At 45.8% G+C, this 13,429-nt stretch carries 12 protein-coding genes; 7 read left to right on the top strand and 5 right to left on the bottom strand.

Annotation, left to right across the window (positions count from 1 at the left end; translation table 11 throughout):
* Positions 1-48: 48 nt before the first annotated feature.
* Positions 49-768 (bottom strand): class I SAM-dependent methyltransferase, encoded by a 720-nt coding sequence (locus BK127_RS10360; protein WP_076229980.1) that lies wholly within the window; start codon positions 766-768, stop codon positions 49-51.
* Positions 769-1,014: 246 nt separating this feature from the next.
* On the opposite strand from BK127_RS10360, the gene efeO reads away from it, so the two are divergent.
* The 4 genes from efeO (at position 1,015) to BK127_RS10380 (ending at position 6,264) form a co-directional block, all read left to right on the top strand.
* Positions 1,015-1,866 carry an iron uptake system protein EfeO gene (gene efeO, locus BK127_RS10365; protein ID WP_076229981.1) on the top strand — a complete coding sequence of 284 codons (852 nt, stop codon included), beginning with the start codon at positions 1,015-1,017 and terminating at the stop codon, positions 1,864-1,866.
* Between the two features lie 5 nt (positions 1,867-1,871).
* On the top strand, positions 1,872-3,188 hold the full coding sequence (gene efeB / locus BK127_RS10370; protein WP_076229982.1) for an iron uptake transporter deferrochelatase/peroxidase subunit: 1,317 nt from the start codon (positions 1,872-1,874) through the stop codon (positions 3,186-3,188).
* A gap of 20 nt (positions 3,189-3,208) precedes the next feature.
* Positions 3,209-4,993 (top strand): FTR1 family iron permease, encoded by a 1,785-nt coding sequence (locus BK127_RS10375; protein WP_076229983.1) that lies wholly within the window; start codon positions 3,209-3,211, stop codon positions 4,991-4,993.
* A 155-nt stretch (positions 4,994-5,148) separates the two neighbouring features.
* On the top strand, positions 5,149-6,264 hold the full coding sequence (locus tag BK127_RS10380; RefSeq protein ID WP_076229984.1) for an aminopeptidase: 1,116 nt from the start codon (positions 5,149-5,151) through the stop codon (positions 6,262-6,264).
* A gap of 78 nt (positions 6,265-6,342) precedes the next feature.
* Here BK127_RS10380 and BK127_RS10385 read toward each other — a convergent pair whose 3' ends face one another.
* Positions 6,343-6,855 (bottom strand): PadR family transcriptional regulator, encoded by a 513-nt coding sequence (locus BK127_RS10385; RefSeq protein WP_076229985.1) that lies wholly within the window; start codon positions 6,853-6,855, stop codon positions 6,343-6,345.
* Positions 6,856-6,994: 139 nt separating this feature from the next.
* Entirely contained in the window at positions 6,995-7,855 is an 861-nt protein-coding gene (locus BK127_RS10390) for an AraC family transcriptional regulator (RefSeq protein ID WP_076229986.1), read from the bottom strand.
* Between the two features lie 136 nt (positions 7,856-7,991).
* On the opposite strand from BK127_RS10390, the gene BK127_RS10395 reads away from it, so the two are divergent.
* Together BK127_RS10395 and BK127_RS10400 are read left to right on the top strand one after the other, a co-directional pair.
* Positions 7,992-9,278, top strand: a complete 1,287-nt coding sequence (locus BK127_RS10395) for a Gfo/Idh/MocA family oxidoreductase (RefSeq protein WP_076229987.1) — start codon at positions 7,992-7,994, stop codon at positions 9,276-9,278.
* A 181-nt stretch (positions 9,279-9,459) separates the two neighbouring features.
* The gene (locus BK127_RS10400) at positions 9,460-10,587 is read left to right on the top strand and encodes an AbrB family transcriptional regulator (protein ID WP_256711256.1); all 1,128 of its coding nucleotides are present in this window, start codon (positions 9,460-9,462) and stop codon (positions 10,585-10,587) included.
* 24 nt (positions 10,588-10,611) lie between these two features.
* On the opposite strand, the gene BK127_RS10405 is transcribed toward BK127_RS10400, so the two are convergent.
* A complete protein-coding gene (locus BK127_RS10405; protein ID WP_076229988.1) occupies positions 10,612-11,661 on the bottom strand; it encodes an SGNH/GDSL hydrolase family protein in 1,050 nt (349 codons plus the stop codon).
* A gap of 239 nt (positions 11,662-11,900) precedes the next feature.
* Between BK127_RS10405 and BK127_RS10410 the strand changes: the two genes are divergently transcribed.
* The gene (locus tag BK127_RS10410; protein WP_076229989.1) at positions 11,901-13,046 is read left to right on the top strand and encodes a type I phosphomannose isomerase catalytic subunit; all 1,146 of its coding nucleotides are present in this window, start codon (positions 11,901-11,903) and stop codon (positions 13,044-13,046) included.
* Here the strand turns inward: BK127_RS10410 and BK127_RS10415 are convergent.
* Complete coding sequence (locus BK127_RS10415; RefSeq protein WP_076229990.1) at positions 13,034-13,216, bottom strand: sporulation histidine kinase inhibitor Sda; 183 nt, start codon at positions 13,214-13,216, stop codon at positions 13,034-13,036. The two genes, BK127_RS10410 and BK127_RS10415, sit on opposite strands and share 13 nt — an antisense overlap.
* Positions 13,217-13,429 lie beyond the last annotated feature (213 nt).

Consider the following 13,429-nt stretch of genomic DNA (forward strand, 5'->3'; position numbering starts at 1 on the left):
GCTTGCAGCTTTACCCGCAAGCACCGGGGCATGATGTATTGACCAGTATTATGGCTTGCGCACTGCAAAGGTGAGGCTGTCTGCCTTCAATAGAACAGGTTGATCATCGCGATCAATGGCCAATTCCAAAGGCTCGTCGGAGACATGGAGCTCCTCCCAGCCCTCGTAATGCTGACGCAATAGCTTCAACGCTTTTTCCTTATCCATATTTACCTCAAATAAAGCTTCCCGCGGCTTATGGGTCTTGGCATCAAACTCTTCGATATTGGTGTTCATGATGATGCAGTTGATTCCTCCGCTTTTAGTGCCTTGAACCATCGATTGGATAACTTTTTTTAACATATGAGTGGATTTGCAATGCTCGAGGCTGGAGGCAGCGACGATGTAGTCAAATTTGCCAACGGCTATTTGGTAATCACTGATGTCTGCCTGTTCGGTGTAAATAACATCCCGTACTTGATACTGCTCACTATAATGGACGAGCTTATGAAGTGCTTTTTCCAGCAGATCAACACATACAACACGACCGTCACCGGGCTTGACCTTTTGCGCCAACGGTATGCTGTTCCTTCCCACACCACAACCCAAATCCAATATACTCATAGGCTGTCCGACATTGACCTGATCGGCTAGATCCAATATGATGGCGACGGGTTCATCGAGCCAGGTTCCTTCCTCGTACAGCTTATGATCCTCGAAATACTGTTCATGGTATTCCTTTTCTTCCTTGCGAATTTTTTGCAATTGTGCGGTGTCGCTGCGGTTCATTATGAACGCCTCCTTTTGTATGTATTCTTGTTACACATGCAAGTGATACGACCTCTATGATAGCTTTACCCCAAAATGAGCGGCTTCAATAATCATTTTTCAAAATAGTTCCAGGGATTGTAAATTTTAAGTCACAAACTGCCAAAAAGATATATTGATAATTATTCTCATCTATGTTACTTTCTATTGAGATCAATTATCAACGGAACTAGTTTTTATCATAAATTATAGGGAGTGTCCTTTCTCATGCAAACTCGTAATGTCATTACAGCAGCCGTTCTTTGCTCATCACTGTTATTTTCAGGATGCAGCGTCAATACCACTAGTGTTCAGCCTGTCCCCAAAACAGAAACGGGTAAGTCTGGTGAGAGTGTAGAATTAAAAAAAGAAGTGGAGCAATACCGCAAATATGTTATTGAGCAATCGGATGCCTTCGTCAAAGCAACTACTGAATTTGTAACCGCAGTGAAAGCCGGGGATATCAAGAAAAGTCAGGAGCTGTATGCGCCAGCGCGTATGTTTTATGAGCGGATTGAGCCTATAGCCGAATCCTTTGGCGATTTGGACCCGAATATTGATGCCCGTGAAGGTGATGTTGATGACAAGGACTGGAAGGGCTATCACCGCATCGAGAAAAGCTTATGGGTAGACAAGACGACCAAAGGAATGGAATCCGTTGCCGATACTCTCTTAAGTGACAGCAAGCTGCTTCGTGCCAAAGTAGAGACTGTAGAGATTGACCCAAACATTTTATTGACCGGAGCTGTAGAGCTGCTAAATGAGGTATCATCGACCAAAGTAACCGGTGAGGAAGAACGTTACTCCCGCACCGATTTGTATGATTTTGCTGCTAATGTAGAAGGTGCTGCCAAAATATTCGAGCTGTTAAAGCCGGAGCTTACAAAGAAGGATGCCAGCTTGGTCAAAACGATCGAGAGCCGTTTTACCGCACTGACCACTGAACTTGCTGCATATAAGAAGGGCAATGGATATCTGCTGTATGATGAGCTGAAGCCGGAGCAGACGAAAAAACTCAGTCAGGCCGTGGATTCATTAGCTGAACCTTTATCCAATATGGGTAAAAAGCTGGGGGCTTAGAAGGTATGGACGATATCAATAAAAAGCAAGTGGATTCAGAAGGCAGCGTGGACCGGGAAAAGAAGGGAACACCGATTTCCCGGCGGGACATGCTGAAGATGGCTGGCGTAGGGGGAATGGGCCTCCTGATCGGATCGGTCGGTATCGGTGGCGTATTAGCCGGAACGCAAAAGGGATTCAGTTCACTAGTTGGGACGACTAACGCGGCTAGTGATCGTATCCCTTTTTATGGTATGAATCAAGCGGGCATACTTACCCCTTCGCAAAATTTCTTGTGTTTTGCTTCATTTGATTTAAGCACCACTCAGTTGGGTGAGGTAGTTGAGCTGTTCAAAGCCTGGACATCAGCCTCAGCGCTGATGTGTTCGGGAGAGCCGGTCGGAACAGAGAACACGAATCCCAAGCATCCTCCTGCGGATACAGGGGAGGCTGTAGGCTTAAGTGCTTCAAAAACGACGATTACGTTTGGGGTGAGCCCCTCCTTTTTTGATTCCCGTTTTGGATTATCATCCAAAAAACCAGACGGGCTGGCAGATTTGCCGCGGTTCAAAGGGGATAATCTTCGCAAGGAATGGTGTGGGGGAGACATCGGCGTGCAGGTCTGTTCGGACGATCTTCAGGTCGCTTTTCATGCTATTCGTAATCTTACTCGTATCGCCAGAGGTAAAGCTGTATTGCGCTGGACGCAAGAGGGATTTCAAAGGACTGGAGCAGCCGGTAACCCGAACGATACCCCGAGAAATTTGCTTGGCTTCAAAGATGGGACTGGCAATCCGGATGTGAATAATAAACAATTAATGAACGAGCTCATCTGGACGCAGTCCTCTGATGGGCCCAGCTGGATGGCAGGTGGCAGCTATATGGCTGTGAGACGCATCCGTATGCGCATCGAGGTATGGGACCGTTCTACGCTTGGTGATCAGGAGGCGACATTTGGCCGCTATCGGGATTCCGGAGCTCCGCTTGGAGGCAAGCATGAATTTGATCCTCTGCAATTAGATGCCAAGGGAGCCGATGGACAGCCTCAAATTCCGATGACCTCACATGTCAGGCTGGCGAACTCCGATGGGAAAGAAAAAATTTTACGCCGCTCTTATTCCTACTCCAGTGGTATTGACCATCAAACAGGTCAGTTGGATGCTGGGCTTTTTTTTATTAGTTACCAACGCGACCTCTCCAAACAATTTATCCCCATTCAGCAGCGGCTGGCTATGCAGGATAAATTGAACGAATATATCACACACGTCGGCAGTGCTGTCTTTGCTTGCTTTAACGGAGTTCGGGAAAGCGGGTATTTAGGGCAAGCATTGTTCGAAGGATAAATTCGTGGAGGGGGGCAGTTATGAGTAAGGTTCAAGAGTTTGTATCTCCGAAAGTTGTTTTACTGTTCGTGGCGGTTTCGCTCTTATTGTTGCTTTCGGTAGGAGGGCGAAGCTTGGCTGTGGCAGCAGAAGAGTCTGCAATTAAAGATTTACTTCCCTTAACGGGAGGAGCTTTAGTCCACGCTGGTCAAAAGGATTGGAAGCAAGCTGCTGGAGAGCTGGGAGAGTTCGAGACGAAGTGGAAGGCGTTGAACCCGCCTGATTCTGAGCTTGTTCGCAATGTAACCGAGGCCTTGGCGGTTGTCAAGCAGGCAATAGGGGAAGCAGAAGGCAAGCCGGAGCTCGCTTATCAGGCTTTTTCCAAACTAACTAAAGCTACTGAAGCCTACGTGGCTTCGCAAGAGAAGAGTGTCAGTAAGGGTGATGGCAAATCAGCTGCCAAATCGTTGCTGCCCATCCTCCAGCAAAGCTTGGATGCACTTCAGCATAATCAGCTGCAAAAGGCCCAAAGTGACTATAAGCGATTTAACAGCCAATGGTTAAAAGCAGAAAATCTTATTCGTAATGATAATGCAGCCGTCTACAGTGACATTGAAACGCAATCCAGTATGACTCGAATATCGCTCCAGGCGGAGCCGCCTCGGTTGGAAGCTGCGGTTGCAAGCATCACTGAATTAGCCAGGACGTTAGAAGACTATTCGAACGGGAAAGTGGTACCAACTCGTGTTGATACCGGATCACGATCGGTTGCAGACGCTCAGCAGCTTCTTAATCAAGCCCAGGAGGCGATACATGGAGCGCAATATGCTGCAGCAGGTGAGAAGATGCAGGCGTTCATTCGATTATGGCCTTCTGTGGAAGGAGCAGTGCTGACGCGTTCTCCTGAAATGTATACGCGAATCGAAAATCAAATGACAGAGGCTTCGGGCTATTTGTTATCGGTACCGCCCAAAGCCGATCAGGCTGCATCCGTTATTGCTTCCATGGTGAAAGAGCTGGAGCCTTACCTGGTTGCATCGGCATACACGGCTTGGGATGCAGCATTGATCTTGTTACGGGAAGGTGTGGAGACTCTGTTGGTACTGGCTGCCTTAGTTGCCTTCTTGAACCGTTCAGGCAATCCTGACAAAACCAAATGGGTATGGGGAGGCGCAGCCACAGGTCTTATTTTGAGCGGGATTTTGGCAGTAGTCCTTACTTATGCTCTGGCTAGTGTATCAGCGGGTACGACTCGTGAAATGATAGAAGGCTACACGGGGTTATTATCCGTCCTCATGATGTTGACAGTTGGAGCCTGGCTTCACGGCAAATCAAAGGTGCAGGCCTGGAATCAATATATACATCAAAGGATGGGTTTGGCGCTTGCCAGCGGAAGCCTATGGTCACTGTTTCTGGTAGCGGGGCTGGCTATATTAAGGGAAGGTGCAGAAACGACCATCTTTTATATCGGAATTGCGCCTTCTATTGAACCTTTACAGCTGATTACAGGTATTGGTGGCGCATTAGTTGTGCTGATCGTACTCGGATTTATTATGATAAAAGGAAGCGTAAAGCTGCCGATTCGTCCTTTCTTCTTGGTTGCTACGCTGCTTATTTATTACCTGGTATTTAAATTTCTCGGTCAAAGTATCCATTCCCTTCAGGTAGCAGGGCAGCTGTCGGCACACTCATCACCCGTTCTTCCAACCTGGACCTGGTTGGGGCTGTACCCGACCTGGGAAACCACATTGACTCAATTGTTCATCTTATTGGCCATAGCTCTGCAAATGATTCGCACGGAAATCAAAAAGAAAAGTACAGTCTGAAATTAAACGGCTTGCTGATATAGATTCGGATGTATTCAAGGATGCTTTGCTGTTTCGCAGCAGGCATCCTTGATATGCGTATGGGAAGGTTGATGTTTGGCCGGAAATTGGTTACATTAGTTAGAAGTAAGTACATAATAAGGAGTGATGCTGGAATGAGAGATCCACGATTGAAAATATTTGCGAACAATTTAATTCGTTATTCCGTGAGCTTGCAGCCGGGTGAACATATACTGATCGAAATGATCGGAGTGAACGATCAGGAGCTAACCAAATGTCTGATTGAGGAAGTGTACGCGGCGGGCGGGCATCCTTTTATCGAGCTTCGCGACCCTGCTGTGACCCGAAGCTTAATGCTGGGAGGCACGAAAGAGCAGTACCATACACTTCGTGATCTGGAGCTTGCAAGGATGAAACGGATGCAGGCTTATCTTGCGATACGCAGCGGGGACAATATCACAGAAACTTCTGACGTACCCGAGGATAAAATGAAGCTGTACGTTCAGGAATATCAGCGTCCGGTCGTTGAGCAGCGTGTCAATCATACCAAATGGTGCGTGATGCGCTACCCTAACGCTTCCATGGCCCAGCTGTCCAATACGAGCACCGAAGCTTTCGAGGACTTTTACTTCCAAGTGTGTAATCTCGATTATAGCAAAATGGCACTAGCTATGGAGTCGCTCGTTGCGCTGATGAACCGCACGGATAAGGTCCGACTGGTTGCACAAGGAACCGATTTGAGCTTTTCCATTAAAGATATCCCGGCAATTCCGTGTGCTGGCACACACAATATCCCCGATGGTGAGGTATTCACCGCTCCTGTTAAAAATTCGGTTAATGGGGTCATTACTTATAACGCGCCCACGATTTATACCGGTACCTCATTCGAGAATGTACAGCTGCGTTTTGTGAACGGCAAAATTGTTGAGGCAACCAGCAACAACACGAAACGGCTCAATGAGATTTTGGATACGGATGAGGGTGCACGTTATATAGGTGAGTTTGCCATTGGAGTGAACCCATATATTAAGCAGCCGATGAAGGATATTTTGTTCGATGAGAAGATCGATGGCAGCATCCACTTTACACCAGGCAATGCTTATGAGGATGCAGACAATACGAACCGTTCCTCGGTACATTGGGATATGGTATTGATTCAACGTCCTGAATTCGGAGGCGGAGAAATTTATTTTGACGATGTGCTGATCCGTAAGGATGGCCGATTTGTGATTCCAGAGCTGGAGCAGTTGAATCCGGAAAATCTGGTATAGTTCAGTATCGATACGAAGCTGGATATGACAAAGAAACCTCTCCTTTGTGTAAATTATATTTACGAAGGAGGGGTTTCTTTACTTGTTCATTTCAACTATAAGATTGGATAACCATGCCTTTTCACATTCAAGTAAAGTAATTCGATGTTTGATCGATAAATCGATTCCCGTACGTTGTCCATGCTGTGGAACAGAGGATAAGCTCGTAATTAATAACTCAACCTTTTGCAATTTAAGCTCTATCAGCTCAACAGCCTCCTGGGTACTCAGATGGTCAATGAACATAAACCCGATATCACCGGAAGGAGTCACATTGTCTAATCCGGATAAGGTTGTCCTCAGCAGCAGCTTGAATTGTTCCTCGCCGCTTGATGTAATGGTATAGATTTGCCGCGGAGGACGATTGCCTTCTTGCTCTATGGTAACATCGACATATCCCTTCTGATTTAGCCGTTTCAGTATGGAATAAGCTGTCGCTTTTTTCATGTCGGATACGCGACCCAAATTGTTCTCGATAAATTCATTGATTTTATAACCATGCTGGCTCTGGGTCATTAACAATCCCAAAACAAGCAATTCACGCTCGTCCATTCGCAAGACACCTCTTTGAGTTCATTCATTCAACAATAGAAGTTAATTAGTTACATGTGACTATATCAGTGTTATCTTACCACAAATCAGGATGAATAAGAAGGGAAAAAGCCTGCCTGTATGACCTGCTGAGTAGCGCTTATCCATTCCATTTCCGGTACTGAAGCGGTGATAGTCCGCATAACGACTTGAATATGCGTCCAAAATGCGTGCTGCTCTCGAAGCCGACTTTTTCAGTAATACCTGTGACCGAATACCGAGTCGTTTTCAGCAGCTTCTGTGCTTCCTGCACTCGGAGTTGATTGACATACTCAATGACAGTGAAGCCCGTCACTTCTTTATAAATGCGGCACAGGTAATAAGAGGAAATGTGAAAATGCTCGGCAAGTGCCTTCAAACTTAGCGGCTCGCGAAAATGCTCGTTAATATATTTGACGATATCGGATACTTTACGGTGAAGTGTGGTCGGATGCTCGGCCGGTTGGCTGGTACTGCCGGTTTGCTCGGCATGACGATACAACAGGAGCAGCAGCTCGCTTAGCAGCAGCTTGTTATAACCCGCAGCTCCGGGCTCTGCAAGCTTTTGTTCTCGCATCATTTTTTCAATAATGGATTCGGCCATGGCTAGTTCCCTCGGATTCGGATGAATCACAGGCTGCTCATCAAAGATACGGAGCAGATCAGGTACAATTTGCTGGTGAATGCCATGGATAAAGTCCTCACGAAAATTGATCAAAAACCGCTCATGGTTTGGAAATTCAGCCTGCATCGTTTTATGCAGCACATTGGGCTGTATGAGTACGATATCTCCCTTGCGGACGTGGTAAGAACGGTCTTTAATAAAATAATACCGTTCCCCTGAGCGCAGATAGTAAATCTCGTAAGAATTATGGGAATGATTTTGAGCCATTGTGTAAGGGCCGATTCGTATATTATGATCCAGATAAAAAAGATCCTTTTCCGTATGAATGAAAGGTTTTTGATTGTTAGGAACCGTCATGGTGAAGGCCACCCACTTTCTTAACTAGATTAATAACAATATAAGTGGAAAAAATGAAATGTAAGCAATTTTCGTGCTGTTTTCATGTATTTATTGCGCTATACTCACAATAGCACAGACAAGGGAGGAAATACAGATGTCAGCACGTAAAAGATATGCGCTTGTGGGTACAGGTGGGCGCGCCGCTTTTTTCTACACAGCTATTGTTGAGAATTTTAAAGAAACTTCCGATCTCGTCGCTTTTTGCGATGTGAATCAAACCCGGATGGATTATGCCAATGCCAAAATTGCACCCTTTGGCGTAGGTCCGCTGCCAACATACAAATCAGAGGATTTTGATCGTATGATTGAAGAGGTGAAACCGGATATTGTTATCGTAACAACGGTTGACCGAACTCACCATACTTATATTATCCGCGCTATGGAGCTTGGCTGTGACGTCATTTCCGAAAAACCGATGACGGTCGACGAGGTGAAATGTCAGGAGATTTTGGACGCAATCAAGAGAACGGGGCAAAACCTTCGTGTAACCTTTAACTACCGGTACTCACCGCACAACACGATGATCCGTGAGTTGATTATGGATGGAGCTATCGGCGACGTAACGAGTGTGCATTTTGAATGGATGCTGAACACGAAGCATGGCGCGGATTATTTCCGTCGTTGGCACCGGGACAAGCGTAATAGCGGTGGATTGCTCGTTCACAAGTCCACACACCATTTTGATCTGGTTAACTTCTGGCTGGGTACGCAGCCTGCAACGGTATATGCACTGGGAGATCTGATGTTCTATGGTCGCGAAAATGCCGAGAAGCGTGGAGTTACCGAGTTCTACTCCCGCGCACACGGCAGTGCCAATGCCAAGAACGATCCTTTTGCTCTTCATATGGAAGAGAATGAGCAGCTGAAGGCCATGTACCTCGATGCGGAAAAAGAAGATGGATATTTCCGTGACCAGAGTGTGTTCGGTGATGGTATCAATATTGAAGACACTATGGGTGTCATGGTGAAGTACCGCAGCAATGCGATTCTAACCTATAACCTGTTTGCCTACTCCCCTTGGGAAGGCTTCCGTGTTAACTTTAATGGTACGAAGGGCCGGATTGAGATGGAGGTTGTTGAAGCTTCCTATGTAAATTCAGGCGGCGATCAGGCTTTGGAAGGCGCAGTAAAAGGTAAGAAAATTACCGTTTATCCGATGTTCGACGCCCCTTACGAAGTTCATGTGGCAGAAAGCAAAGGTGGACATGGTGGTGGCGATCCTGTGCTGCTGAACGATTTGTTCGGTAAACCGGATCATGACCGTTTCAATCGGGCGGCTTCGCACGTAGATGGCGCAATGTCCATCCTGACTGGAATCGCGGGTAATCGCTCGATCAAGACGGGATTACCGGTTAAGGTTTCCGAACTGGTACAGTTTTAAGATATTCCATCAATAAGCCAAGTGGACAGGCATCTGCCTGAAAGCTTGGCTTTTAGTTTTATACATAGGTACATCCTTATGAGTAATTGAGAAATATTCGTAAAATTAAAGTCTGATCCTCACTCATTTGTTATAATGGAAAGCATGGCTTTAACACGGCAACAAGAAAAGAGGAGTCGCTTTGAAACGAATCGCAGAAACGATAATGGTCACCTTTGCAGGCGGCCTGTTGTTTACCTGGTTACATGTTCCGCTCAGCTGGATGCTGGGACCATTGACGGCTGTTCTGCTTTGGACTGCACTCGCGCGCCGCAGTCTGGCTTGGCCTGAAAAACTTCGAAATATGGGTTTGGCTTTACTTGGTTATAGTATGGGACTTTCATTTACGATAGAAAGTGCCCTGCAAATATCGACTCAGCTGCCGTCAATGCTGATTGCAACAATTACAACGATTGTATTCAGCCTGATCGTTGCAGCATGGACAGCCAAACAAACGAATGTTAGCTTCGAAAGCAGTGCCATTGGCAGCATTCCTGGAGGTCTGTCACAGATGGTCGTATTGAGTGAAGAAATTGAAGGTGCAGATTTAGCCGTTGTTGCCTTTATGCAAACGATTCGTTTGCTGACGGTTATTTTTACCGTGCCCTTTTTGGCAGTGCATGGCTTGGCTAACGAAGCTGTTCAAGGTGTTGCAGGACCTGATGGACAAGCGAATGGATCTGCAGATACGATTATTAGTTCCATCATGGCAGCCGCGCAGGCTATTACATCAAGACCGCTTTTCAGTGTTATCTTATTGCTATGCGTAATGGCTTCCGTCTGGATTGCCGTCAGGCTGAGGTTTCCGACACCTTATTTTCTGGGGCCTATCCTGGCTGCCTCATTGTTCACCATTGCCGGGTATGAACCACCGCATTTACCTTCGTTATTTATCATTTTGGCTCAATGGAGTCTTGGTATTTATTTGGGACTGGGGATTAAGCTCAGCAGTCTGGGGGATTGGCGTAAACTGCTTCCTTATTCGATTATGGGGAGTGTTGCCATAGTCGCATTTTCCTTGGGACTTTCCGTTGTGTTTAGTTCATTGATGCCCATTTCCGTCATGACTGCCTTTTTGGGTACGTCCCCAGGCGGAATGACGGAGATGGGTGTTACAGCAACACTAGTAGGAGCTAACGTGTCTTTGGTGGTTGCCTATCAAATGTTTCGAATATTATTTATTTTATTCGTTGTGCCTTATTTATTGAAGTGGGGATTCCGCCGCTTTCGCCGCAATCCAAATCCAGATCCACGTACAGGAGAAAGTTAATAGTTGAAGTGAACCTACATACAACTACAGTTTCTCGGCGATGCGTTGTGCTAGTCGTTCTCCCATGATGATATGACCGTAATCAGAGGGATGAATCAGATCTGCAGCAAGAGCGCTAAAATCATTCAGAACCTCATGGCCTTCAATCAAATGTAGATGGGGCAGAGCAAATTCACGGTGAAGATCGCGTATAGACTGAGAGAATTGTTTGTTGGCATTCGTTAAAGGGTTATCCTCACTGACCAGATGATCCGATGAGTTAGGAAATAAGGTGATCAGGAACACAGGTTTTCCGATGTTTTTGGTCACAATTTGATTTATTAGGTACCGCGCACGGGAAGTGAATTCTTCTGTTGTGAAAAGGTCTCTCATGTTGACGCCAAGCTCCAATACAGCGATATCCCATGCTGGTTGCTCAGCCAGAAAATCAGCGATCTCTGCTTCGCACAGGCAGGAGCCGCCCAAGCCTTTGTTCAATAGATCATAGCCGAGTCGTCGAGCAGTTTGCTGAATGTAAGCATTGTGATGCACGGTTGCGCCGGAGCCATGCGTAATGGAAGAACCGTAGGCTAACATGGTTTGACTTGGAAGCTCATGTGCGTGCGGAGGCCGGTAAACGTGCCCAAACGTTTCCAAATGATGAAATGCCACTTGAAATCCAATTCCCGCTTCATAATTGCGGCTGATTCCGATCCTCCATACATCCGAGGAGAAGCGTCCCGTCTCCAATGCCTGCTTGTGAACCTCCCCAAATCGGGCATGCTTTTCGAGCTGCAGCGTATGTACACGTCCCGGCACCAATCTGTGTACGGAATGGACATAATCCCCGTTGTAGATGACGATATCCCCTTCACCAAGCGTTGCGGTCATCACCACTCTCAGTATACGGGCTTCCGTCACAAATCGTATTTCGCAGCCTGTCGACTGCTCCGCTACATAACGACCATTGGGGCGGGTTTCTGTTCCCAGTGCGTATCTGACCTTTTGTGGAAAGCGCTGTAAAAGAAGTCCAGAGACTCCATGAGCTTGCTCCAGCTCGGCGACATTGTGAAATTCCAAATCGTTAACAATCATATGCTCACCCTAATCTATGAATTTAACAGTTTAAATTACATCTCTAATATTACTATGTTTATCATAAAAATATAAGATATTACGAAAAGCAGAATTCGACAAATAAACTTCCCTATAATCGGCCAAAAAAGGTATAATTTACAGTAAGCGAAAGAAACATGGGTGAGTCCACATATCTAGTGATTTTGGTTGTGCTATACTTGTAGGAAACAAATAACAGAAATGGGGCTGGAATCGATATGCCGCAATCATCTGCTTTAAGCCAAAAACCGTTGAAGCTGTTGTCTAATCGTGTGTGGAGAACCTATTACGGAGGTAAGCTGATCGAGGCATGGCAGGGTATCGAATCGCCGCAGGATAACTCTTTTCCTGAGGAATGGATAGCGTCAGTCGTTCAGGCGCGTAATGCGGGACGAGAAGATAAAGTGGAAGGTTTGAGTTGGGTTGAGGTTGACGGTGAAGCCCCTGTATCTTTGAAGGAACTTGTAGAGGCACAGCCTGTGTCATTTTTAGGTGAGCGTCATGCCCAAGTGTATGGAGGCCATTTGGGTGTACTTGTCAAAGCCCTGGATTCATCTGAACGTTTGACCATTCAGGTACATCCTGACCGTCAAGCTGCGCAGAAGCTCTTTCAATCCGCTTTTGGCAAGACAGAGGCATGGTATATCCTGGGCGGAAGAGTTATCAATGGAGAAGATCCTTATATACTTTATGGCTTTAAGCCAGGAATGACTCGTGAAAAGTGGGAGCAGCTATTTTGGGAGCAGGATATTGAAGGCATGCTGCAATCACTGAATAAATTAAAAGTGGAACCGGGACAGGTATTTATAGTGGAAGGCGGAATGCCCCATGCAATCGGTTCAGGTTGTTTCTTGCTTGAAATTCAGGAACCAACAGACTATACGATTCGTGTAGAACGTATGACGCCAAGCGGTAGAGAAATTGCTGAGTTTATGTGTCATCAAGGAATCGGTTTTGACCGGATGTTCGATTGTTTTCATTATGATGTATATACAGAGGAAGAGGTTGCCGCTGCTTTTCGTTTACAGCCAAAGCTTGTTCATGAATCGAAGGGATTCACAGAGAGCTCGTTGATTAGTTATGAGGATACCCGTTATTTTGCTCTGAGCTCTGTGGAAATCGCAACTTCTTGTGTACTGGGGCAGCAGGGCAGCTTCTCCATACTTGTCGTCGCTGCAGGTGCAGGCAATCTGGTTTGGAAAGACGGACGAATACAAGTTAAGCAAGGTGATCAAATTTTCTTACCCGCAGGACTTGAAGAACTGCGCTGTGAACGTACTGATGGAGTGATGCTTCATTTACTGAGATGTTTTCCACCTCAAGCTCTATTAGTGACCCATACGGAGGAACTTCATACGGATTGAAGGTAATCGCCAGACATATTGAATATACAAAATTCCGATTGTAAGGAAGGAATCTCTATTTTTCGATCTTTCATTTCAGTCATTAGAAGTTCAATAAAATCATTATCGAGATCCAGTTCCAAAGAATCCAGATAACACTCAATTAACACGATATCACTTAACGTTCTCATCATTATGCCCTCTTTCCTGTATTTCCAATATATGTACTTTCATCATATATCTATCATATAATGAAATCTCACTAACATCAGCACATTTGTAGTGCGATGGAAGGCAGACTTTAGTTGCAACCTGTTGCAGTCTTCGACAAAAAAAGAGAGAATATATATCAGAAACTGCTGTTTCTGATATACATTATCTCTTATTGTTGGTGAAATATTGTA

The organism is Paenibacillus sp. FSL H7-0331, from assembly GCF_001956045.1.

Coding starts and splice junctions, on each gene's coding strand:
- BK127_RS10410 (WP_076229989.1), top strand. CDS start 11,901: ATGCCGCAATCATCTGCTTTAAGCCAAAAACCGTTGAAGCTGTTGTCT.
- BK127_RS10385 (WP_076229985.1), bottom strand. CDS start 6,855: ATGGACGAGCGTGAATTGCTTGTTTTGGGATTGTTAATGACCCAGAGC.
- BK127_RS10375 (WP_076229983.1), top strand. CDS start 3,209: ATGAGTAAGGTTCAAGAGTTTGTATCTCCGAAAGTTGTTTTACTGTTC.
- BK127_RS10380 (WP_076229984.1), top strand. CDS start 5,149: ATGAGAGATCCACGATTGAAAATATTTGCGAACAATTTAATTCGTTAT.
- efeB (WP_076229982.1), top strand. CDS start 1,872: ATGGACGATATCAATAAAAAGCAAGTGGATTCAGAAGGCAGCGTGGAC.
- efeO (WP_076229981.1), top strand. CDS start 1,015: ATGCAAACTCGTAATGTCATTACAGCAGCCGTTCTTTGCTCATCACTG.
- BK127_RS10405 (WP_076229988.1), bottom strand. CDS start 11,661: ATGATTGTTAACGATTTGGAATTTCACAATGTCGCCGAGCTGGAGCAA.
- BK127_RS10360 (WP_076229980.1), bottom strand. CDS start 768: ATGAACCGCAGCGACACCGCACAATTGCAAAAAATTCGCAAGGAAGAA.
- BK127_RS10395 (WP_076229987.1), top strand. CDS start 7,992: ATGTCAGCACGTAAAAGATATGCGCTTGTGGGTACAGGTGGGCGCGCC.
- BK127_RS10390 (WP_076229986.1), bottom strand. CDS start 7,855: ATGACGGTTCCTAACAATCAAAAACCTTTCATTCATACGGAAAAGGAT.
- BK127_RS10415 (WP_076229990.1), bottom strand. CDS start 13,216: ATGAGAACGTTAAGTGATATCGTGTTAATTGAGTGTTATCTGGATTCT.